We start from the raw sequence: 20,235 nt of genomic DNA, 5'->3' as shown, positions 1-20,235 counted from the left end.
CTGTCCTCGCCCGGCTCGACCGGGCGATCCAGTATTCCAGAGGCGGCGCAGATCAAACCGAGAGGGCGCGGCGTACTGGATGCCCCGGTCAAGCCGGGGCATGACGGCGGAGAATGCGGCGCCCCTTCCCAGATCCCGCGCAACTGTCTCACTTTGCGACGCTTTTCCCGTTGGCTTTAAGCTTCGGAACGAGTTGAGAACGAATCGCGGCCGAATCGCTGACTCCCCCTTGAGTCCTGTTCCGTTCTCGCAAGATGTCGCGGGAGGCTTGTGGGTTCGCACTAGATGGAGTTTTGCTCCGCCGCACAAGCGACGTTGAGATGGCGGATTCGTTAAAGCTGGGGACGGCGCGGAGTCGAATCAGAATCGGGGAGGAGTCAAATGGATTCCCGGTTCTCGACCCCCTCCAAACAAAATGCGCGAAAACAACCCCATGCACAGTAGGGATGTTGTTGAAATCATTGATGTTTATTTTCACCAAAAGGGAGGTCCGTAGCCCGCATGGAGCGGAGCGCAATGCGGGGGCCGAAGCAAAGAACCCCGGATTACGCTGCGCTCCATCCGGGCTACGGCAGCAGGGCTACGGCACCCAGCCCTACTGCGTCTTCGCGACCTTGGGCGGCTGGGCGCTGGTGATGAAGCTGGTTGCTTCCAGCATGGCCGGCCCGAGCGGGGTCGGCACTTTCAGCCAGAACGGGACCAGGATGCGCGTGCCGGCGATCGGCGCGAACGCGACCTCGATGTTGCGCTGGGCGGCGAGATATTTGATCACGGGACGGTCGGGGATGTAGCCGGCGATGGGCACGAAATACAGCGAGCAGACCACGACCTGGCCGTGATAGCCCTTCTCCGCCTTGACGTTCTCCATGCGCTTGAAATCGAGCTTGAGCTCATAGCGCATGCGGCCGTCGAACACGGCGGCGCTGCCGTGGCAGGCGTCCGCCGACAGCACGTCGCCGGTGCCGGATACGCGCACCAGCGAGGCCGTCATCGGGTCCCAGACGCCGCGGCGATGCGCATCGGTGACGACGATGCGGTCGGGATCGACCGGCGGCTCCGGCAGGATGGCAAAATCCTTCACATTGCCCTTGTCGAGCGTGATGCGGATCTCTTCGGTCTTCTTCGAGGTGGTGGTGGAGGCCTGGTAGCCGGTCGCGACCAGCGCGCCGTTGACCACGCGCCCTTGCGAGGCGCCGGTGCCCGACCCGCCCGCGAAGGATTTTAGAAGCCCCGAGGTGCCGCCGGAGGCCGCGGCCGCGAACACGTCGTCCTGGATGTCGATATTCCAGGCGCCCTTGCCGACGGGAATGCCCGCCAGCGTCGCCTCATATTGCGCCTCGAGCTTGCCCTGCGCCGCCGCGGGCTCCGCCGCCCACGCCAAGACCAGCCCGCCAAGGGCCGCCATGACCCAGCGGCCGGCAGCGCGCGGATTCCTCGCGCGCCGCTCCGCTGAGCGCAGGCCGGGCGCAAGATGAGGCGTTGTGAGCACGAAACAATCCAATCGGGCGCGAACGGTTGTTACTTAAGCCAAATACCGCGCCAAGCAATGCGTCCGGGCCTGTCGGCGTCCGGAACTCCACCGGACTTTTCGGGCGCGAATGCGCCCTTTATGTGATGGTAAGGCGCGATAATCATTGCCGTTTTGGTGATCGGGGTGGGACTGAAAAGCGCACCTCACCCCGCCACCTCCACCGGCGTCATGCCCCGGCTTGACCGGGGCATCCAGTACGCCGCGGCTCCTCTGGTCAGCCGCACCGGCGCGGAGTACTGGATCGCCCGGTCCCGGCTCCGCCAAGGCTACGCCGAGGCCCACACGGGTGCTCGGCCCGCCGAAGCTTCAGCGAAGGCGGCGAGCCGGGCGATGACGGCTACCTTGGAGCACGAAACCCGCCCCAAAACCTTGACGTCCCGCCGCTTCCCCCCTATACGTCCGCCCGCTCCCTGCAAGGACAGAGATTTGCCCGTGGCGCCCCGAATGGCGGCCGCACATCGTTGGGAAAGATTGAGGATTTTGCCATGTCTCGCCGCTGCGAATTGACGGCCAAGGGCCCCCAGGTCGGCCACACGGTCAGCCACTCCAACATCAAGACCAAGCGCCGCTTCCTGCCGAACCTGGTCAACGTGACCTTCATCAGCGAAGCGCTGGGCCGCAACGTGCGCCTGCGCGTCTCCACCAACGCGATCAAGAGCGTCGATCACAATGGCGGCCTCGATCCCTTCCTGCTCAAGGCCAAGGCCGCCGTGCTGTCGCCGCGCGCCCTCGAGCTGAAGCGCGCCATCCAGAAGAAGGTCGGCCCGACCCCCGCGCCGGCGAAGAAGGCGAGCTGAGAATTTTCATATTGGGCGAGGGCTTGCGTCGCGAGGCGTAGGCTTAGCCGGAATAGTTTTGCGAGACGGCCGGATCGGAAGATCCGGCCGTTTTTGTTTGTGCAGACCCTCATTATTCCTTACCAAAGAACTATTCCCATTGGTAACGATAGGCGACATGATACTACCCCAAATTGAACGCCGCTGGGGAGGGCTCCACGATATTGGAGAATCGCGATAACTTCCGAGAATCTAAAATTGAAAGCGCCAAGCGCGCCCAAATCGGAATGTATTGATGGTCGCAGAACCCCAGTTAAAAGTCGGGGCACACGTGCTCGTGCAGCTCGGAAGTGAGTTAGTAACCGACGTGGAGCAGGCAATCCTTGAGTGCGTGAAGAACTCCTATGATGCCGATGCGCCAGGCTGCATCATTGAAATCGATACTGCGGAAAAGAGCACAAGGACAGAAACTGGACCCGCGTCCAGGCTTCGAGAGTTCAATCGTCCATTCGACACCGTGCAAGTTACTCTTTGCGATTCAAGCGGCAAGGAGCTGGAGAACGGCCTCTCAATTCCCGACAACAAGCTGATTCAAAGACGGCTCGCCTATACTGGCAGGATATCAATTGAGGACCGTGGCGAGGGCCTTACACCAGCCCAACTCCAATCGTCATGGCTGGTGATCAGTCAGTCCAGCAAACGAAGCAACGGCGGGGACAAAAAACAAAAAACGAAGGCTGGCCGAACTCCGCTTGGAGACAAAGGCCTCGGCAGACTCGGCTCCATGAAACTTGGCGACATCCTTCTGATAGAAACCGCCACATCAAGCCACGAGCCATTGTCGAGTGTGCAATTTAGATGGACCGATTGTGAGTCGGCCCGAACAGTCGACGAAATACCCGTCTATGTCGCCCAGAAGAAAAATGACGAAGCCTTCAAAGGAACGCGTGTGTCCGTGCTAGGCCTTCGTGATTTGGCCGACTGGAAACGAAAGGACCGCATTTTCGACTTAACGAGAAGCCTGGCCAAGCTAATTTCCCCGTTCGAAGCAACTTCAACCTTTCCGGTTAGAGTTTCGCTAGATAACGTCGAACAATCGCTTGTTACGATTACCGACGAAGTCCTCAAGCAAGCCATCGCCGAATTTCAGTTCAGATGGGAGAAGGGTGAGGATGGGCTACCCTGCCTAACCGCGGAAGCTCGCTTTCGAAAACGCTTGTTTACATCGAAGCGCACTCGCAAGCTCGAAGAACGAACACAGCTAATTTTCGAGAGTGATCAAGGCAAGGCGTTTGCCGAGCACCTTCCAACTGACAGAAGATTAAGCGCATACGATAGGCGAGACGTATCGCTCTTCGGACCGTGGTTCGTTGAACTAAAACGCACCTTCGCGTGGGCGAACATAATGCCTAGCGGCGGGGCAACAATCGAAGATCCGGGGCCGTTTCACGGCGCGTTCTACTTCTTCCATCTTGACAATCTGGAGGAGCAGGATGGGAGCGCAGCAGCCGGGATCGCAATCGACAAAAACCTCATAAAGAGCATGTCCGGAATATCCGTTCTTCGCGACGGCTTTCGTGTCCGCTCTCAAGGCGACTGGCTCGACTTGTCCGCAGGCATGACCTCGGGCAGCACTTACAATATGCGCGTCGACAATACCGTTGGCTATTTCGCTTTAACCGGAGAGCAAAACTATCGCCTGGTCGAGAAATCTGATCGAGAAGGATTCGTCGAAGATGCCGCTTATCGCGGCTTCCTGCAAATCGCAGTCGCCTGCAGGAATTTCGCAAACGATGCACTTGTAAGCGCCCGAAGAGCCCTGGATGAGTACGCAAAGACGGCGCGCGTTCCCAAGGACGCGAGCGTCGCAAAGACACCCGAAGGGTCTCTTCAAGTCGTTGAGGACAATCTTCGCTCTGCCCATGAGGCGAGAAGGGCAGCGGACGACCTTGCAGGTGAGCTGCAGAAGGAAATCGACAAAATCGAAAGTGGCGAGATCGATTCAGGAAAGCTCACTGGACGCGCTCTACAAATAGCAACGTCGGCCATCCGCGCCATCGATCAAGTCAAGTCAAAGCTGACGACAAGCAAATTTCCTGAGTTTGATTTAATCCGCCTACGCCAGGAGCTGGAAGATCGGAACGAACGAGCACTAATGCTACTGGAGAGCGCTGCAGTTGGATTAAGCGCGCGGGGATTGGCACACGAATTACGGACTCATCTGACGGAGATTCGGAAGCGAACCACATCTCTCGAGAAAGCTATAAAACGAACAGACAGGGATGCTCAGAATAGCATCGTCGATCTTCGAGCAATACGAGGCTCATGCAATGCAATTGTGAGCGCCGCCTCCTTGATTGACCCAATGCTCCCGCGCACTCGCGCAGTCAAGGAAAGCATCGACCTTAGGGACTTGATCGAGGAATACATAAAAACTCGGCAAGCAAGTTTGGACGGAGCTGGAATCAGGACCAGCATTACGGGCGCGGCGCGTACTGTGAGAGCCAATCGGGCGAGACTGATTCAAGTCATCGATAACTTGGTACGCAATAGCATTTATTGGCTACGGCGCGGTGAAGCAATCGGCGAAACAGATCGAGCTAAAGAGATCAAAATTCAGCTCACTGAGTTTGGCTTTATAGTCGCCGACACTGGGCCAGGCGTAGACGTTCGCTATGAGGAAACTCTGTTTGATATGTTTGTCACTGCGAAGCCAGAGCGTGATAGCGGACAAGGATTGGGATTATTCATCATACAGCAATTACTTCAACTCGACGCCTGCGACGTCGTGCTCTTAGATGACCGAAACGAAGATGGTCGCAGGTATAAATTTGCCGTGAATCTCGGCCCACTTGTGAAAGTTTAATTCCATGCTGGTGAGTGACGCCCTTTCCTGCCTCGGATCGGAACGTACAATTTGGATCGACGACGTTTTCAATGAGACTCCCGAACAACTTAGCGACTTGCTATTGCGAAGTTGGGAGACCGCTCTGGAATGTAATTTCCCCGAGCTCAACGATATTCTGCAAAAGGCCGAGTTCGATCCTGAGAGCACGCGCGTTGAGCTAGTCGAGCGCATTACAGAGCTAACTCCGCAGCGGCGGAAGGAGATTAAAGAAACCTTCTTTTTCGAAGAGACTGTAGAAGGAGATTTCGAGTCTGACGAACTATCCGGCTCGTCAACGGCAAAAATCTGTACGCTCCTCGGCATTGCCAAGGACGATTGCTGGACGTTCGACAGAGCGGAAAGTGGGCTTGCGGATGTGTGCGCCGCTGGCGACGCAAATATCAGCTATATCGTCGATCTAAATGAATCTGGTATTTCCAGCAATCGGGGGCTCGACGTCATACGGTTACTCTGGGGAAAGAAGTCTCAGGGCACGGCCTTCATTCTGACGCACGAAGTAAGCTCTTCGGGAGAGGCCGCAAAAGAGGCAGAACTTCGAAATTTACTAAAGGAGAGTGAAGATGATCCACTCGGCGTTCCGATCTGTGTAATCGCGAAAGATCGACTCTTTGAGATCGACGATGAGGATCGCCTCAAAGAGTCGCTGAAAGTGAGTATCAAGCGCGCCGGACTCCGGAAGAATTTATCTAACGTCGTGTCGAGAACGCAAGGAACGGTCTATAAGGCTTTTGTCACGGCCGCCGAGGGATTGTTAAGTATACCTCCAGAACAGCTTGAGGCACACGTTTTCGAACGCGGCTACAAGGAAGGCGTGTCGGAGCTACATGTAGTCGAGCGCATTCTGACCTCCCACATTGCCCAACAGCTGAGAGGCTTCTTTGGCACGGATCAGGGCGTACTCGAAAGCACAAGACATCTTCGCGCTCTTCGGGAGATCCAATTACAGGATCTGAAGGGAGAACCAGATTCTCATCTAGCGGCATTTCGCCTCGCGGAGGTATGGGAGAGCGATGAATTGATAAATGCTGCTCGCACCCCAATTGCTTGTGGCGACGTATTTGAGGTCGACAGCTATGAAGTCGCCCCTCAGATCGCAATCCGGAAGTACATCGTACTCGCTCAACCCTGCGATATTGCTCTCCGACCTCTCGGAAAAGAGCGAGCACAGCAAACCGCGTTTTTGGTACCCCTGAAGAAATTGAGCAATTTCGTTGCATCCGAGAAGGACGCAAAACTGCCTTTGCTTCCCTGCAAGATCGACGACCATCATTGGTCTTGCGACTTCCGAAGCGCGTCGGTGGCGAGGATGGCGATCCTAGATCTGGCTTCCTTCCGAGAAGACGGAAGAGTCAGAGTGGATGAGGGGTGTACGGCCCCGTCGGATCTTTTGGCAGCTCAGAGCCGTATCTACGCAAAGAGGACCACCGCCGCACTAGAGGCGATCGCTACGGGGCAGCCGACCTCTGTCAGTGCTCTCGCGGTTCACCCTGGACTACAACTCACTTTCAGTGCCGAAGCTACATTCAAGAATGTCCACTGTGGAACGGTAAAAATGCAGCAAGCGGCCAGGCCAGCAATTGGAGCACCTGCGTTGCCTAAGCGCGCCACGTGGCAACTCCGCAGATGTGGGCGAGTACGCATGCCCTACTCTGTATCGCTCCTTGACCAGTTCGTGAGTATCATGAGTCGCCGGGCATTCGATCTGGACTACATGGCCCCCGGCTTTGGGGACGGCAATACCGGCGCTGAGTAGGTTCTTCCGCCCCCAGGAGGCGCGCCCTATACATTCAGAAGCGTAGGCCTACTTTCTGCGATGAAATAGTACCACCTCTTTCGACGCCGGCGTTCTACCGCGTTGCTCGCTGTACCATCGACGACTTGGCACGTCCCTCCAAAGACGCCCATCCTCATGGCCACGTTGAGACGGTAACTTTAGCTCTGTGAGACCTGCTTCCGCCATTGCATGCAGATAAGTCGGGAGCTGCCAAGCAGCATCACTAAACGCTACCATCTGGACAAATATCGTCTCGCTGCTTGCAACTGCGGCGACAGAAGTCATACTCGCTTGTATATTATCGAAATAAGTTTTTAGCTTGGGCACCTTTCGGTCTCCCATCGTGTAGTAACTCCCGCCGGCGCCATCGAGCTTATTCGTTATCATGAATGGAAGAGGGATCTCCTTTCTGCCATCCACTTGCCATCGGTGATACAACACGTGAACTCCCGGGTAGGGTGGTGAGGTAATCACCAACTTGGGAGCTTCCCACTTTTTTAGACGGAGATCTCTTTCTAAGCCGACGGACGAGCGGTTTAGTACCTCGACAGCTCGCCCTTTTGGATCAGCAGACCTCACCGCAGACCGCAACGACCGAGCGCCGGCTATCATATCAAGTGTCACATCGAGGAGCATCGCCCTGAAGTCATCGAGGCTCGGCAACCGCCTCCGCCCGTCCAGTGCCCATTGGGCAGTCCCGCAATATTGCGCACCGAGCGAAGTTCTCGAGGCGAGGAGGGGATAATTGGACCGCGCTGTGAACACTTTGCTCAATCGCTTTGCGCAATCGCCAACGAAGAGGATCGTTCAGATGTTTATAGTAGCCGAGGCTTTCGTATTCGCGGAGCGATGAACTGGGATACCTCATGTTGATGCTCGCGCTGGTACGATTTGCCCAATCGGCCAGAGCCTCTAATTCGGCCTCCTCAAAGATGGTGGTTTTGATCTTTGCGACGAACTCCGCCAGTTCGCTAATATCAACCCCAATACCCTTACGACCAAGGGCGATGGCTTCGACGAGGGTCGTGCCTCCTCCGACGTGAGGATCGAGGCAAACATCCCCTGGCTGCGTAAAGGCCTGTATAGCGGCACGAGCGAAGCTCGGACTAAACCGAGCAGGATACTTGTAAAAGCTGTGGGTTAGCCCCCGAACAGGACTTTCGTCTCGCGCGCCGGCAACGAGCAATTCCTCGACGTCGGCCGGCAATTTGATATAGCTGACCGAACCATTAATAATCATGGTTAATATTTTCTCACGAGGAAGTTAATAACCCTCTAATTTACGTGGACTCGAGCGGCCCACGTCGTTTGCGAATCAAAAGTTAATTTACTCTATACTCGCCTAGGTAGCATCGCCTGAGGGCGCCGTGGAGCCCGACAGGAACACATGGTCGGAAAACTTCGTCATCTACTATGATGGCACCGGCAACAGGATCTCGGAAAGCACCTCCATCACTGCCTGTGCAACACGGAGAGACTGAGCGTGTGGCGGACGGTATTCTCCGTCTGGAGGTAACGGAACGGCACTAACCGCGCGGCGTATCTGGATGCCACGTCAATCAGGTGCTGGGGCTCGCCACCGGCTGCGGTGTCCACGAGGAAGTGCTCGCGATTCCACCGCGTCCCTACCCCCGAAAATCAATGCTCCGCAGCACGATCCCCGGCGGCGTGCCTTCGAACTCCGTCGCCTGATATTTGCGACCGGTGCAGGCTTCGATGCGCTCGCGCAGGCGAGTGAACTGCTCTTCGCGCTCGCTGGGCCTGGCGCGCGGGCCGCGCTCGAGGTCGTCCATGGCGGAGGTCGAGATCGCGCAGGCGATCTCCTTACTGCCGTCCTGCATCGAGAACTGGACGATGCCGCGGTCCTGGTCGTGGGCGATGAAGCGGCTGCTGGTGAGCGTCATGGGGGTACTCCTTTTGCGGCCGCGCGTCGCGCACTGGGGGCGCCGGTCAGCGTTATCGAAGCAGGCTGTGGCACGAGGGTGCACAACAACTGACTTCGGTGGTTATGGGTCCCGGCCTTCGCCGGGACGACGGGTGACTTGGTTCGCCGTCAGCCGTCGCCGTTGAGCCTTGCGAAATCGTCGAACAGCGCGGCCACCAGCGCGCGGTGGCGGGTGTCCTCGGTGGGCAGGCTCGCAGCATAGAGGTTGAGCAGATGGCGGGCCTTCACGGCGGCCTCCGGCCAGGACGTGGCGGGCACCGACATCATGCGGTTTTCGAGCTCGGCCTCGCGCTCGCGCAGCTCCCTGACCTGGGCCTCGACATCGGCCAGCGCGCGGCGCAGATCGGTTGCCTTCTGGGCGGCCATGCCGCGGTGGCTGTCGAGATCGACCGGAATTTCAGTCATTGGCGGCACTCGCGTCGATACGTTGGGCATCCGCCAGGTCGACCGAGCCGATCGACAGCATCTCCGTCGCACCGCGCACGCCTTCGGAGGGCACCGTGATCATGGTGGCGACGCGGCGATAGGACGCGAAGGACAGGCCCTCGATCATCTCCTCGTCGGTGACGACCTCATAGGCGCCGGCCGGCAATTCGCGCTCGAGACCGCGGATGTGGAATGGATGCTTGAAGGTGATGGTTTCTCGCCGCGAGCGGATGGTCATGCGCGCCTGCCTTTCGCAAAGAAGGGGCCCCAACCGACACCAGCTAAGGCGAACCATGCGCTTGTTACCCGGCAATAGCCAGCATTATGTCAGCGTGGGCCGGGACTTAAGGCGCAAGCGCGGTGCTCGCACGCGGCGTTTTAGTCCTCGCAATCGGCAGGGCACGGGCGTACGCTCGACCACGTCAGCGCAGCTCACGCAATTGCCGCGCGTCGATGTTGCGCTGCATCTTTCGCGCCTCGTGTGCGCAGCGGCGATCTTCATTGGTTCGGGCGGGTGCATCTCAGAGCCCTGCCCAGCGACCATTGCAACGCCGATCTCGCACGCGGACGAACTCGAAACCCAGGAGGAGACGACGTCATGGCCAAGGGACAGCAACGCAGCAACCGCGAGACCAAGAAGCCGAAAAAGGACAAGATCAAGACCAGCGCCGCAGCGCCGAGCCGCAAGGACGCGGCGTGGCAGCCGGAGATCGGCCAGAAGAAGAAGTAGAGGTGCGGGCGCTGTTTTCCCTTCTCCCCTTGTGGGAGAAGGTGGCATAGGCGGCCTTCGGCCGCCGTTCTTGAAAACGCCGATGCTTCGCATCGGCTATGGCGCCGGATGAGGGGTCTGTCTCCGGGAGTTCTGACGCGAGAGATTCGCACGCGGAGAGAGACCCCTCACCCGGCTCGCCGCTTCGCGGCGATCCACCCTCTCCCACAAGGGGAGAGGGGAAGAAGCGCCATCTCCCTCTCCCCACGCTTTTCCGCTATACTCGCCCGGGTAGCATCAGCGGGAGGGGCATCCTGTGGATCACGAGCGCAACGCCGAGCATACATCCGAGCCGAAGAACCTCGTCATCTGCTGTGACGGCACCGGCAACGAGATCTCGGAGAACATCTCCAACGTCCTGAAGCTCTATCGCTGCCTGCGCAAGACCGACAAGACGCGGCCGCGGCAGCTGGTGTTCTACGATCCCGGGGTCGGCACGGTGACGGAGCCGTCGACGTGGCACCGCTGGAAAGCCAACGTCAATCTGGTGCTGGGGCTCGCCACCGGCTACGGGCTCGATGACAACACGCTGTCGGCCTATTGCTTCCTGGTCCAGCATTACGCGCCCGGCGACAGGATCTATCTGTTCGGTTTTTCGCGCGGTGCCTACACGGTTCGCGTGCTGGCGGGGCTGATCCACAAGATCGGCCTGATCTCGCCGGAGCAGGCCAACCTCGCAGGCAGTGGCCTCGTCGCCTACAAGCAATATTCCGGCAGCGGGCGCGGCAACGATGTCAGCGACCTCATCGATGAGGGGTTTGACGACAGCGGGCCGCTGCCGAAAAACAAGTTCGATCTCGCCGCGCAGTTCGCACGCATCACCTCGTCGCGCTGGCCGACCATCCACTTCATCGGCGTCTGGGACACGGTGGCGAGCGTGATCGTGCCGCGCGCCGACCGGGGCTATTTGCCGAGCTTCGAGGAGCTCGCCTTCACGCTGCGCAATCCCAGCGTCAACATCTTCCGCCAGGCGATCGCGATCGACGAGCGGCGCTGCATGTTCCGCCTCAAGCAGTATGAGGAGCCGCAGGAGTACTGGCGCAACCGCTTCGTGCCCGACGACAAGAAGGAGCCGCAGGACATTTTGCAGGTGTGGTTCGCCGGCGTGCATTGCGACGTCGGTGGCGGCTATCCGGAAGTCGAGAGCGGCGAGTCCAAGTATCCGCTGCTCTGGATGATCGAGGAGGCGACCAAGGCGGGGCTGAACTTCAACCCGCGCACGGTGAACCAGCTCGCCTGGGGCATCCAGCGCAAGAACTCGCCGTTCCAATACGTGCCGCCGGCTTACACCGGCAAGACCGGCGAGCTGCATGATTCGATGACGGCGCCCTGGCGCGTGCTGGAGTATCTGCCGAAGAGCGCGACCTACAAGGAATGGCCGGCGCGGAAGGTGTTTCTCGGGCTCTACATCCCCAATTGCGAGCCGCGCCTGATCCCCGAGGGCGCGCATGTGCATGAGAGCGTGTTGAAGCGGATGGCGGTGGAGCCGGGATATCGGCCGGTGAATCTGCCGAAGGAGTATGTGACGGTGCCGATGCCGGTGCCGCCGGGTGTGGGGATGGCGGCGGAGTCGGGGGAGATCGTGGTGGGGTGAGGGCCTTCCCTTCTCCCCCTGTGGGAGAAGGTGGCATAGGCGGTCTTCGGCCGCCGTTCTTGAAAACGCCGATGCTTCGCATCGGCTATGGCGCCGGATGAGGCGTTGTCGCCGCGAACGCGAAAGCTTCGTATGCCGTGCGAGACCCCTCACCCGTCTCGCCACTTCGTGGCGATCCACCCTCTCCCACAAGGGGAGAGGGGAAAGCAGACCACCCCGCTACCGCCGCTTTCTCCACTCGCCGACACTTTTCATTAAAATTCTCCAGCCCGCCTTAGCCGGATCGAATCAACTCCTTGGCATCATCTCCCAGACCACCCGCGCCATCCGCGGAAATTGGAGGAGAGTGCCAATGCATCCGCGACGACATGCCCGTGTCAAGCCTGCGGGCCTCGTGTCCCGCCAGGCCAAGATCATCACCGACCCGCGCGCGCCGGTGATCCCCTGCACGCTGATCGACTATTCGCCGGGCGGCGCCTGCGTCGATCTCGGCGGCCAGGTGAAGATTCCCGATCGCTTCGAGCTGCTGCATGTGAACACGAAAAAACGCTGCCGCGTGGCGTGGAAGCGCGGCTCGAAGGTGGGCGTGGTGTTTTGACTCCTTCCAGCTGCTGAACAAGGCCGCGCTCCACACTCCGCTCGGCTCCCTCCCGCCTTGTGGGGGAGGGTTGGGGAGAGGGGTGGCCCAGCAAAAGGTGTTAGTTACGTGCGAAGCGATGGCAACAGAGTGTCGCTTCATTCGACAGAGCACGCCGTGTGGCTACCCCTCTCCCTACCCCTCCCCCACAAGGGGGAGGGAACGCAGTGTACTTGCGGCGCGATCTCTCCCAACACAACAAATTCACGGCTTCCGCATCCGCGCCTTTGCGCCCGCGACGATCTGCATCGCGACGCCGGCGATCCAGCCGAACAAGGCGAACCAGCTCCAGGCGATGTGCGGATCGAGGCGGAGCACGATGATGGCGACGGAGGCGAGTGCGGTGAGCGTGGCGCAGAGCGTGCCGGCGGCGCTCAACAGTTCCGCGGCGTCGATGTCGCCGTGGGCCTCGTCGAACGGCAATTGCGGCGTGTCGATGCCGAGATAGAAGCCGACGAAGCCCAGCACCATCATCAGCAGCAGGAACCCCTCGGTGGTGAGCGCGGGGATCGCCGATCCCACATAAGCGCCGACAAACAGCCCGCACGCCGCGCCCGCCATCGCAAGGCCCACGCGCTCGATGACGTGGGCAGCTTTTCGAACACGAAATCGCATGGCGGGCCTCCGCGAGGCGTTGGACGCACGCGAGGTTAGGCCAGATTTGGGTGGGGTGGAAGCTGAGAGGGTTTACGGATGCGTGAGGCGGAACGGCACGGGACCAAAAGGTACGCGGAGCAACGACCTTGGCGTGTGTCGCATGGCTGCCGAGCGCAGCGAAGCAATCCAGGCTCTTTCCGCGGACACAGCCTGGATTGCTTCGTCGCAAGGGCTCCTCGCAATGACGAGTTTGCGGCGCGGTCCTCGCGCCACACTCGCCCCCTCACCGCGCCCCGAACGTCGTCTTGCCGAACAGCGCCTTCTGGGTCGAGGGCTGCGAGCGCCAGTATTGCGGCGGGGCTTCGACCTCGCCGCCGAGCTCGGCTGCGGCGTGCCAGGCCCAGCGCGGGTCGTAGAGCAAGCCGCGGGCGAGCGCGACCATGTCGGCCTTGCCGGATGCGACGATCTCTTCGGCCTGCTTCGGCTCGGTGATCAGGCCGACGGCGATGGTAGGCAAACCCGTCTCGCGCTTGATGGCCTCGGCAAACTGCACCTGATAGCCGGGGCCGAGCGCGATCTTCTGCAGCGGCGAGACGCCGCCGGAGGAGGCATCGATCCAGTCGACGCCGCGCGCCTTCAGCGCGTTTGCGAATGCGATGGTCTGCGCCAGGTCCCAGCCGCCCTCGACCCAGTCGGTCGACGACACCCGCATGCCGACCGGCTTGTCGTGCGGGAATACGGCGCGGACCGCGTCGTAGACCTCCAGCGGGAAGCGCATGCGGTTCTCGAGCGAGCCGCCATATTCGTCGGTGCGCCTGTTCGAGATCGGCGACAGGAATTGATGCAGGAGATAGCCGTGCGCGCCGTGCAGCTCGATCGCGTCGATGCCGATGCGATCGGCGCGCTTGGCGGCATCGACGAAGGCCTCGCGGATGCGCTTGAGGCCCGCGGCATCGAGCGCCAGCGGCGCGGCCTCGCCCTCCTTGTGCGGCAGCGCCGACGGCGCCACGGTCTGCCAGCCGCCCGCATCCTGCGGAATCAGCTGGCCGCCGTCCCACGGCCGCGCGCTGCTGGCTTTGCGGCCCGCATGCGCGAGCTGCATTGCGACCGCGGTCGAGGAATGTTTCCGCACCGAGGTGAGGATCTGCTTCAGCGCGGCCTCGGCGGCATCGCTGTAGAGCCCGAGGCAGCCCGGCGTGATGCGGCCGATCGCCTCGACATGGGTCGCCTCGATGCAGAACATCGCCGCGCCCGACAGGCTGAGATTGTTGATGTGGGTGAAGTGCCAGTCGGTGGGAACGCCGTCCTCCGCCGAATATTGGCACATCGGCGACACCACGACGCGGTTCTTCAAAGTCAGGCCGCGCAGCTTGATCGGGGAAAACAGGGCGCTCATGCGGGGGAGTTCCGAAAAGGATGGAGGGCAGGGAGATGGAGAGAGTGTAGTGGGCGATGCGCCGATTGCCAGCCGCGCGGGGGGCATGGCAGCTCGCGGGGGATGCATTGCGGCCGCGCCGCCCTACTCCACCAGCGCGAACTGCAGCAGCAGCGTGCGCTGGAGCATCGAGAAATTGTCGTCGGACACCAGCGTCAGCACGGTCTCGCCGTCGGCCGTGACGTGGGCGTCGATGCCTTCCATGTTGTCGATCTCGTGGCCGAGATCGGCCTTGAACAGCACGGGGCCGTCGACCAATGCGCCCGGCGCGATCGATTTCAGGGGGATCGCGCGGATGCGGATATCGATGCCGGTGAACCAGGAGAATTTGCGTTCGAGGATCAGGAGATCGCCCGAGGGCAGCAGCACGGCGTCGCTGATGAGCTGCTGGTCGGTGCGGCGAATGCTGAATTGGCCCGGTGTGGGGCCGCCGAGCAAAAATCCGATCAGATTGCCGTCGGCATCGAAGCCGCCCTCCGACAGCGCGATCAAGGTGCCCGCGAGCGGCTGCCCCTTTGGAACGAACACCAGCGCCTCGAGCCCCTTGTTGTAGGGCAGCTTGCGCACCGCCGGCGGGGTCGGCAGCACCTCGCCGCGCGCGCGTGTGCCGCCCTTCGCAAAATCGAACCGCATGATCTGGTTGACGCGCTCGAGCCCTACATAGACGAGGTCGCCGTCACGCGCGAGCGACTCGGTGTCGTACCACAGCCGCTTCTCCGTGATCGGCCGCCCCTCCGCATTGAGCACCGGCGCGGCCTCGACGTCGTCGAGACCCGTCATGCTCCGCCCGGAATAACGGATGCGACCGGTGAACCAGGTGCCCTGGTCGGAGATCGCGAGGAAGCGCTCGCCTTTGCTGTCGAGGAAGCGGAAGCCGGACAGGCCGCCGAAGCCGCGATGCGGCGAGGTCAGCACCAGGCCGCCGCGATAGTCCAGCGAACCGAACCGCGTGCGCGCGCGGTCGCGCGGCTCGAAATTGGGGATCGGCCGCGCGTTGACCTCGATGCCAACGGGCGCGGCGACGGCGTGCTCGATCAGCGCCGGCTTCGGCGCGGGCTGTGCCTGCGCCAGGCGAGACAGTACGAGAGTGGAAAATCCCGCCGCCGCGTGGCCGATGAAGCTGCGGCGGGATCGATGGTTGCTCACGAATGCAGTTTGCGGCGCGGGCGGTTGGCCGGCTGCGTGGGCGCGGTGTTGGTCTCGCTGAAGAGTTCGGCGAGCTTCTCGGTGATGGCGCCGCCGAGCTCTTCGGCGTCCACGATCGTCACCGCGCGGCGATAATAGCGCGTCACGTCATGGCCGATGCCGATCGCGATCAGCTCGACCGGCGAGCGGGTCTCGATCTCCTCGATGATGTGGCGCAGGTGCCGCTCGAGATAGTTGCCGGGGTTGACCGACAGCGTGGAATCGTCGACCGGCGCGCCGTCCGAGATCATCATCAGGATCTTGCGCTGTTCGGGCCGGCCGAGCAGGCGCTTGTGCGCCCAATCCAGCGCCTCGCCGTCGATGTTCTCCTTCAACAGCCCTTCGCGCATCATCAGGCCGAGGTTTTTCCGCGCACGACGCCAGGGGGCGTCCGCCGACTTGTAGATGATGTGGCGGAGATCGTTGAGGCGGCCGGGGCTGGCCGGCTTGCCAGCGGCAAGCCACGCCTCGCGCGATTGCCCGCCCTTCCAGGCGCGCGTGGTGAAGCCGAGAATCTCGACCTTGACGCCGCAACGCTCCAGCGTGCGGGCGAGGATGTCGGCGCAGGTCGCCGCGACCGTGATCGGCCGCCCGCGCATCGAGCCGGAATTGTCGAGCAGCAGCGTCACCACGGTATCGCGGAACGTCGCCTCCTTCTCGTGCATGAAGGACAGCGGGTGATAGGGATCCGTCACCACGCGCGACAGCCGCGCGGGGTCGAGAATGCCCTCTTCGAGATCGAACTCCCAGGCGCGGTTCTGCTGCGCCATCAAGCGCCTCTGCAGCCGGTTGGCGAGACGGGCGACGATGCCCTGCAGATGCGCGAGCTGCTTGTCGAGATAGGCGCGCAGCCGCTCCAGCTCGTCATGGTCGCAGAGGTCTTCGGCGGCGATGACCTCGTCGAACTTCGGCGCGAAGGCGTGATATTCCGGCCCGCGCGGCTCGTTCTTGCCGTGCGAATTCGGCCGCGTCGCCTCGCCCGGCGTCTCGTCGTCGCCGAGCTCGCCGTCGTCGAAGGTGTCGGAGGTCGAGGCCTGCGCGCTTTCCATCGCGCTCTCGCTCATCTCCTCGCTCGACGCCTGGGCCTGATCGGCGCTCATCTCCTGCGCGGCGTCGGAATCGGGCGAGCCCTCGGCGCCGGACTGATCGTTGTCGCCGTCCTGGTTCTCGTCGTTCTCGTCATTGTCTTCGCTGTCGGCGCTGCGCTCGTCGCCGATCTCGAGCGCCGTCAGCAGATCATGCACGGCATCGCCGAACCTGGTCTGGTCCTCGACCACGGTATCGAGCCGGTCGAGCCGCCTGCCGATCTTGTCTTCGAGGATAGGACGCCAGAGATCGACCATCTTCTTCGCGGCCGTCGGCGGCGCCATGCCGGTCAGGCGTTCGCGCACCAGCATCGCCAGCGCGTCGGCAAGCGGGGCGTCGGCCCGGTCGGTGATCTCGTCGAACTTGCCGCGATGGAAATGGTCGTCGAGCATCGCGGTGAGGTTTTTCGCAACGCCCGCCATGCGCCGCGCGCCGATCGCCTCGACACGGGCCTGCTCCACCGCCTCGAACACGCCGCGCGCCTGCGGATTGCCCGGCATCAGCTTGCGATGCACCTTCGGATCGTGACAGGCGAGCTTGAGCGCGATGGAATCGGCGTGGCCGCGCACGATGGCGGCATCACGCCTGGTCATCTTTCGCGCGGGCTCGGGCAGCCGCGCCTTGCCCGGCGCGAGCCCGGGACGCTCGGCGGCGAAGCTGACGTCGAGCTCGGGCGCCTTGGCGATCGCCTTCAGGCAGGAGGCCACCGAGCGCTTGAACGGCTCGGTCGGGGCTTCCTTGGTGTTGCGGAATTTGGAGTTGGAGGTGGTGCTCATCTCGCCCTTACCCGTCGTCCCCGCGAAGGCCGGGACCCATAACCACCGGCGATCATTGCGTCAGGAGAAATTAGCAGCGTCGCTTCACAGAGAGACCTCGCGGTATGGGTCCCGGCCCCGTGCGCAATTGCGCACTCGGCCGGGACGACACACCGAGAGCGATCAGCTGAGCGCCACGTTCACCGACGATTCCGGCAGCTCCGCGTTGAAGCAGCGCTGGTAGAACTCGGCGACGAGGGGACGTTCGAGCTCGTCGCATTTGTTGAGGAAGGTGACCCGGAACGCAAAGCCGATGTCGCTGAAGATGTCGGCGTTCTCCGCCCAGGTGATCACCGTGCGCGGGCTCATCACCGTCGACAGATCGCCATTGGCGAAAGCGTTGCGGGTGAGGTCGGCAAGGCGAACCATCTTGTTGACGATGTCGCGGCCTTCCGTGGTGCGATAGTGCTTGGCCTTGGCCAGCACGATCTCCACTTCCTCGTCATGGCTGAGATAGTTCAACGTGGTGACGATCGACCAGCGGTCCATCTGACCCTGGTTGATCTGCTGGGTGCCGTGATAGAGGCCCGAGGTGTCGCCGAGGCCGACGGTGTTGGCGGTCGAGAACATGCGGAATGCCGGATGCGGCTTGATCACCTTGTTCTGGTCGAGCAGCGTCAGGCGGCCGGAGACTTCCAGCACGCGCTGGATCACGAACATCACGTCCGGGCGGCCGGCGTCGTATTCGTCGAACACCAGCGCGACGTTATGCTGGAGCGCCCAGGGCAGGATGCCGTCGCGGAATTCGGTGACCTGCTTGCCGTCGCGGACCACGATCGAGTCCTTGCCGACGAGGTCGATACGGCTGATGTGGCTGTCGAGGTTGACGCGCACGCAGGGCCAGTTCAGTCGCGCGGCGACCTGCTCGATATGGGTGGATTTGCCGGTGCCGTGATAGCCCGTGACCATGACGCGGCGGTTGTGGGCGAAGCCGGCGAGAATGGCGAGCGTGGTGGCACGATCGAAGCGGTAATCGGAATCGACTTCGGGGACGTGAGGATCGACTTCGGAATAAGCGGGGACTTCGAGATCGCTGTCGATCCCGAACACCTGGCGCACCGACACCTTCATGTCGGGCAAACCGGAAACTTCCTCAACTTTGGACATCGCGGCGGTCGTCATCAATCCTCCGAGGTCCCGGGCGATCCCGAGACCAGTTATTGCACGTTGGCTGCGGCTGGGTGCGATCGCGAACCTATCAGAGACAACGGGCGGGCAGAAGCCCGCCCCCCGATCAAAGTTCCGTTGTCTTTTCATCTAGATAGGCAAGGAACGCGATTTTTGGAAGGCTGCCCTGCGAATCACGCCTGAATTTCGTGCCGAAGGCACCGTCCTTGCCCCCGCGGGTGGCACTTTTACCGCCGCTCGTTACTTATGTAGGGTCTGGATATAGGGTTCGAACCCCAAGGCCCAATCCCACCACAGAGACGATGTGACGTCCTTTCTCGATCCCCTCATTTCATTCGTCTCGGCCCATGCGTGGCTGGCCTATCTGACCCTGTTTCTGGCGGCCCTGCTCGAGGCGGTTCCGGTGGTGGGGTCGGTCATCCCCGGCTCGACGATCATCCTGGCGCTGAGCGCCCTGGTCCCAGGCGGCGAGCTCAAGCTGCAATGGGTGTTGCTGGCGGCGGCGCTCGGCGCAGTGCTCGGCGATGGTTCGGCCTACTGGATCGGACACCGGCAACAACGGGAGATCCTCAACACCTGGCCGCTGACCAATTATCCGCGTGTGGTCGAACAGAGCGAGAATTTCTTCCACCGCTTCGGCACCTGGGCGGTGTTCTTCGCCCGCTTCGTGCCGCCGATCCGTGCCTTCGTCCCGGTCACGGCGGGCGCGCTCGGCATGCCCCCGGCCCGCTTCTACGCCATCAACATCCCGGCGATCCTGGTCTGGGCGCCGGCGCATGTGCTGCCGGGCGTTTTGGCGGTGTCGGCCCTGCACGAATATGCCGGGCTGCCGCACCATGGGCATCCGTATAAGCATATGTGGATTTTGACCGTGGTCGGCGTGGCAATCGTCGTAGGCCTGGCGGTTTGGATCTATCGCCGCCGGAACGGCGGCGGCGTGGCGGTGGCGAAGCCGCGAGGGTGATAGCGTCGAGCGGCGCACTGCGGTTTGGGGACTTCGCAACGTGGCGGCCCTTGCCTCCAAGCCGTAACGCGTTACATTGTAACGCGTTACATGGGATCGTTTCCAATGACTGCACCCGCTGAAAGAATGAAAATGATGCGCCAGCGGAGGCGGCTGCGGGGCTTGCGCGAACTGCGCCTGGTCGTAGCTGATGCTCGCTCGCGGTCAGTTCGACGACGGGTGGCGAAGCAAGTTGCCAGCCTCGACCCCGATCGCGAGCGCAACGCGCTGCAGTGGATCGAGTCGGTCTCCGAGTTTGATGCAGATGCAACGCGGTGACGTCGTGACGGTCGCTGCAACGGGCGACTATGGCAGACCCTGCCCGGCGGTCATCGTGCAGAGCGACGCTTTCCCTGAAACTCATGCCTCCGTCGTGATCTGCCAGTTGACTTCCGAACTGGCGCACGCCCCGGATTTTCGGGTGACTATCGAGCCAACCCGCGAAAATGGATTACGACTGAGATCGCAGGCGATGGCCGACAAGCCGATCACCGTGAGACGCGAACGGATCGGACAGAAGATCGGGCGCCTCGGCAGCCAGGATATGGCGCGGATCGGGATTGCTTTGGCGTTCGTGTTAGGGCTTGCGGATTGATCAGGTACCCGAGCACGGGCTTCCGCCAGGA

At 61.7% G+C, this 20,235-nt stretch carries 19 protein-coding genes; 9 read left to right on the top strand and 10 right to left on the bottom strand.

Translation table 11 applies throughout. From position 1 onward, the window contains the following. Positions 1–595: 595 nt before the first annotated feature. The gene (locus tag AB3L03_RS19550) at positions 596–1,405 is read right to left on the bottom strand and encodes a DUF3108 domain-containing protein (protein ID WP_085384094.1); all 810 of its coding nucleotides are present in this window, start codon (positions 1,403–1,405) and stop codon (positions 596–598) included. A gap of 611 nt (positions 1,406–2,016) precedes the next feature. Here AB3L03_RS19550 and rpmB point away from each other — a divergent pair. From rpmB to AB3L03_RS19535, 3 genes are all read left to right on the top strand, one after another. Further along, positions 2,017–2,328, top strand: a complete 312-nt coding sequence (gene rpmB, locus AB3L03_RS19545; RefSeq protein ID WP_007604603.1) for a 50S ribosomal protein L28 — start codon at positions 2,017–2,019, stop codon at positions 2,326–2,328. Between the two features lie 274 nt (positions 2,329–2,602). Beyond that, positions 2,603–5,173 carry a sensor histidine kinase gene (locus tag AB3L03_RS19540; protein ID WP_368506897.1) on the top strand — a complete coding sequence of 857 codons (2,571 nt, stop codon included), beginning with the start codon at positions 2,603–2,605 and terminating at the stop codon, positions 5,171–5,173. A gap of 4 nt (positions 5,174–5,177) precedes the next feature. Beyond that, positions 5,178–6,968 (top strand): hypothetical protein, encoded by a 1,791-nt coding sequence (locus AB3L03_RS19535; RefSeq protein ID WP_368506896.1) that lies wholly within the window; start codon positions 5,178–5,180, stop codon positions 6,966–6,968. A gap of 667 nt (positions 6,969–7,635) precedes the next feature. Here AB3L03_RS19535 and AB3L03_RS19530 read toward each other — a convergent pair. The 4 genes from AB3L03_RS19530 to AB3L03_RS19515 form a co-directional block, all read right to left on the bottom strand. Continuing rightward, on the bottom strand, positions 7,636–8,229 hold the full coding sequence (locus tag AB3L03_RS19530; protein ID WP_368506895.1) for a DNA methyltransferase: 594 nt from the start codon (positions 8,227–8,229) through the stop codon (positions 7,636–7,638). A gap of 385 nt (positions 8,230–8,614) precedes the next feature. Continuing rightward, entirely contained in the window at positions 8,615–8,893 is a 279-nt protein-coding gene (locus tag AB3L03_RS19525) for a DUF1488 family protein (RefSeq protein WP_007604598.1), read from the bottom strand. Positions 8,894–9,042: 149 nt separating this feature from the next. Then, a complete protein-coding gene (locus tag AB3L03_RS19520; RefSeq protein ID WP_204512787.1) occupies positions 9,043–9,339 on the bottom strand; it encodes a hypothetical protein in 297 nt (98 codons plus the stop codon). Beyond that, on the bottom strand, positions 9,332–9,598 hold the full coding sequence (locus AB3L03_RS19515) for a hypothetical protein (RefSeq protein ID WP_085351640.1): 267 nt from the start codon (positions 9,596–9,598) through the stop codon (positions 9,332–9,334). Before AB3L03_RS19515 ends, AB3L03_RS19520 begins: the two co-directional genes overlap by 8 nt. 360 nt (positions 9,599–9,958) lie before the next feature. On the opposite strand from AB3L03_RS19515, the gene AB3L03_RS19510 reads away from it, so the two are divergent. From AB3L03_RS19510 to AB3L03_RS19500, 3 genes are all read left to right on the top strand, one after another. Next, on the top strand, positions 9,959–10,090 hold the full coding sequence (locus AB3L03_RS19510) for a hypothetical protein (RefSeq protein WP_007599247.1): 132 nt from the start codon (positions 9,959–9,961) through the stop codon (positions 10,088–10,090). Between the two features lie 295 nt (positions 10,091–10,385). Then, complete coding sequence (locus AB3L03_RS19505) at positions 10,386–11,723, top strand: DUF2235 domain-containing protein (protein WP_368506894.1); 1,338 nt, start codon at positions 10,386–10,388, stop codon at positions 11,721–11,723. Between the two features lie 352 nt (positions 11,724–12,075). Continuing rightward, positions 12,076–12,321, top strand: coding sequence for a PilZ domain-containing protein (locus AB3L03_RS19500; RefSeq protein ID WP_027515169.1), 246 nt, complete (start codon positions 12,076–12,078; stop codon positions 12,319–12,321). A gap of 243 nt (positions 12,322–12,564) precedes the next feature. On the opposite strand, the gene AB3L03_RS19495 is transcribed toward AB3L03_RS19500, so the two are convergent. The 5 genes from AB3L03_RS19495 to cobS all read right to left on the bottom strand — a co-directional run bounded on the left by AB3L03_RS19495 (position 12,565) and on the right by cobS (position 18,600). Beyond that, positions 12,565–12,975 (bottom strand): hypothetical protein, encoded by a 411-nt coding sequence (locus AB3L03_RS19495; RefSeq protein ID WP_026232425.1) that lies wholly within the window; start codon positions 12,973–12,975, stop codon positions 12,565–12,567. A 265-nt stretch (positions 12,976–13,240) separates the two neighbouring features. Continuing rightward, positions 13,241–14,353: an NADH:flavin oxidoreductase/NADH oxidase gene (locus AB3L03_RS19490; protein WP_368506893.1), complete on the bottom strand. Its 1,113-nt coding sequence runs from the start codon at positions 14,351–14,353 to the stop codon at positions 13,241–13,243. Positions 14,354–14,476: 123 nt separating this feature from the next. Beyond that, positions 14,477–15,538, bottom strand: a complete 1,062-nt coding sequence (locus AB3L03_RS19485; protein WP_085351644.1) for an esterase-like activity of phytase family protein — start codon at positions 15,536–15,538, stop codon at positions 14,477–14,479. Continuing rightward, positions 15,535–17,439: a cobaltochelatase subunit CobT gene (gene cobT / locus AB3L03_RS19480; RefSeq protein WP_018452934.1), complete on the bottom strand. Its 1,905-nt coding sequence runs from the start codon at positions 17,437–17,439 to the stop codon at positions 15,535–15,537. The genes AB3L03_RS19485 and cobT overlap by 4 nt, the downstream gene beginning before the upstream one ends. Positions 17,440–17,601: 162 nt before the next feature. Further along, positions 17,602–18,600 (bottom strand): cobaltochelatase subunit CobS, encoded by a 999-nt coding sequence (gene cobS / locus AB3L03_RS19475; protein WP_018452933.1) that lies wholly within the window; start codon positions 18,598–18,600, stop codon positions 17,602–17,604. Positions 18,601–18,910: 310 nt separating this feature from the next. Here cobS and AB3L03_RS19470 point away from each other — a divergent pair, with 310 nt between their 5' ends. The 3 genes from AB3L03_RS19470 to AB3L03_RS19460 all read left to right on the top strand — a co-directional run bounded on the left by AB3L03_RS19470 (position 18,911) and on the right by AB3L03_RS19460 (position 20,204). Further along, complete coding sequence (locus AB3L03_RS19470; protein ID WP_018452932.1) at positions 18,911–19,570, top strand: DedA family protein; 660 nt, start codon at positions 18,911–18,913, stop codon at positions 19,568–19,570. A gap of 105 nt (positions 19,571–19,675) precedes the next feature. After that, a complete protein-coding gene (locus AB3L03_RS19465) occupies positions 19,676–19,888 on the top strand; it encodes an antitoxin MazE-like protein (RefSeq protein WP_143273843.1) in 213 nt (70 codons plus the stop codon). Beyond that, complete coding sequence (locus tag AB3L03_RS19460; RefSeq protein WP_085351645.1) at positions 19,869–20,204, top strand: type II toxin-antitoxin system PemK/MazF family toxin; 336 nt, start codon at positions 19,869–19,871, stop codon at positions 20,202–20,204. The genes AB3L03_RS19465 and AB3L03_RS19460 overlap by 20 nt, the downstream gene beginning before the upstream one ends. Positions 20,205–20,235: the final 31 nt, after the last annotated feature.

The sequence above is a fragment of the Bradyrhizobium lupini genome, from assembly GCF_040939785.1.
Classification (GTDB): domain Bacteria; phylum Pseudomonadota; class Alphaproteobacteria; order Rhizobiales; family Xanthobacteraceae; genus Bradyrhizobium; species Bradyrhizobium canariense_D.
The sequence above is the reverse complement of the archived record's forward strand: the minus strand, read 5'-3'. Positions and strand labels throughout refer to the sequence as shown.

Excerpts from the sequence above, each read along its gene's own strand:
- AB3L03_RS19550 (WP_085384094.1), bottom strand. The coding sequence starts at position 1,405 with ATGGCGGCCCTTGGCGGGCTGGTCTTGGCGTGGGCGGCGGAGCCCGCG.
- rpmB (WP_007604603.1), top strand. The coding sequence starts at position 2,017 with ATGTCTCGCCGCTGCGAATTGACGGCCAAGGGCCCCCAGGTCGGCCAC.
- AB3L03_RS19540 (WP_368506897.1), top strand. The coding sequence starts at position 2,603 with ATGGTCGCAGAACCCCAGTTAAAAGTCGGGGCACACGTGCTCGTGCAG.
- AB3L03_RS19535 (WP_368506896.1), top strand. The coding sequence starts at position 5,178 with ATGCTGGTGAGTGACGCCCTTTCCTGCCTCGGATCGGAACGTACAATT.
- AB3L03_RS19530 (WP_368506895.1), bottom strand. The coding sequence starts at position 8,229 with ATGATTATTAATGGTTCGGTCAGCTATATCAAATTGCCGGCCGACGTC.
- AB3L03_RS19525 (WP_007604598.1), bottom strand. The coding sequence starts at position 8,893 with ATGACGCTCACCAGCAGCCGCTTCATCGCCCACGACCAGGACCGCGGC.
- AB3L03_RS19520 (WP_204512787.1), bottom strand. The coding sequence starts at position 9,339 with ATGACTGAAATTCCGGTCGATCTCGACAGCCACCGCGGCATGGCCGCC.
- AB3L03_RS19515 (WP_085351640.1), bottom strand. The coding sequence starts at position 9,598 with ATGACCATCCGCTCGCGGCGAGAAACCATCACCTTCAAGCATCCATTC.
- AB3L03_RS19510 (WP_007599247.1), top strand. The coding sequence starts at position 9,959 with ATGGCCAAGGGACAGCAACGCAGCAACCGCGAGACCAAGAAGCCGAAA.
- AB3L03_RS19500 (WP_027515169.1), top strand. The coding sequence starts at position 12,076 with ATGCATCCGCGACGACATGCCCGTGTCAAGCCTGCGGGCCTCGTGTCC.
- AB3L03_RS19495 (WP_026232425.1), bottom strand. The coding sequence starts at position 12,975 with ATGCGATTTCGTGTTCGAAAAGCTGCCCACGTCATCGAGCGCGTGGGC.
- AB3L03_RS19490 (WP_368506893.1), bottom strand. The coding sequence starts at position 14,353 with ATGAGCGCCCTGTTTTCCCCGATCAAGCTGCGCGGCCTGACTTTGAAG.
- cobT (WP_018452934.1), bottom strand. The coding sequence starts at position 17,439 with ATGAGCACCACCTCCAACTCCAAATTCCGCAACACCAAGGAAGCCCCG.
- cobS (WP_018452933.1), bottom strand. The coding sequence starts at position 18,600 with ATGACGACCGCCGCGATGTCCAAAGTTGAGGAAGTTTCCGGTTTGCCC.
- AB3L03_RS19465 (WP_143273843.1), top strand. The coding sequence starts at position 19,676 with ATGACTGCACCCGCTGAAAGAATGAAAATGATGCGCCAGCGGAGGCGG.
- AB3L03_RS19460 (WP_085351645.1), top strand. The coding sequence starts at position 19,869 with ATGCAGATGCAACGCGGTGACGTCGTGACGGTCGCTGCAACGGGCGAC.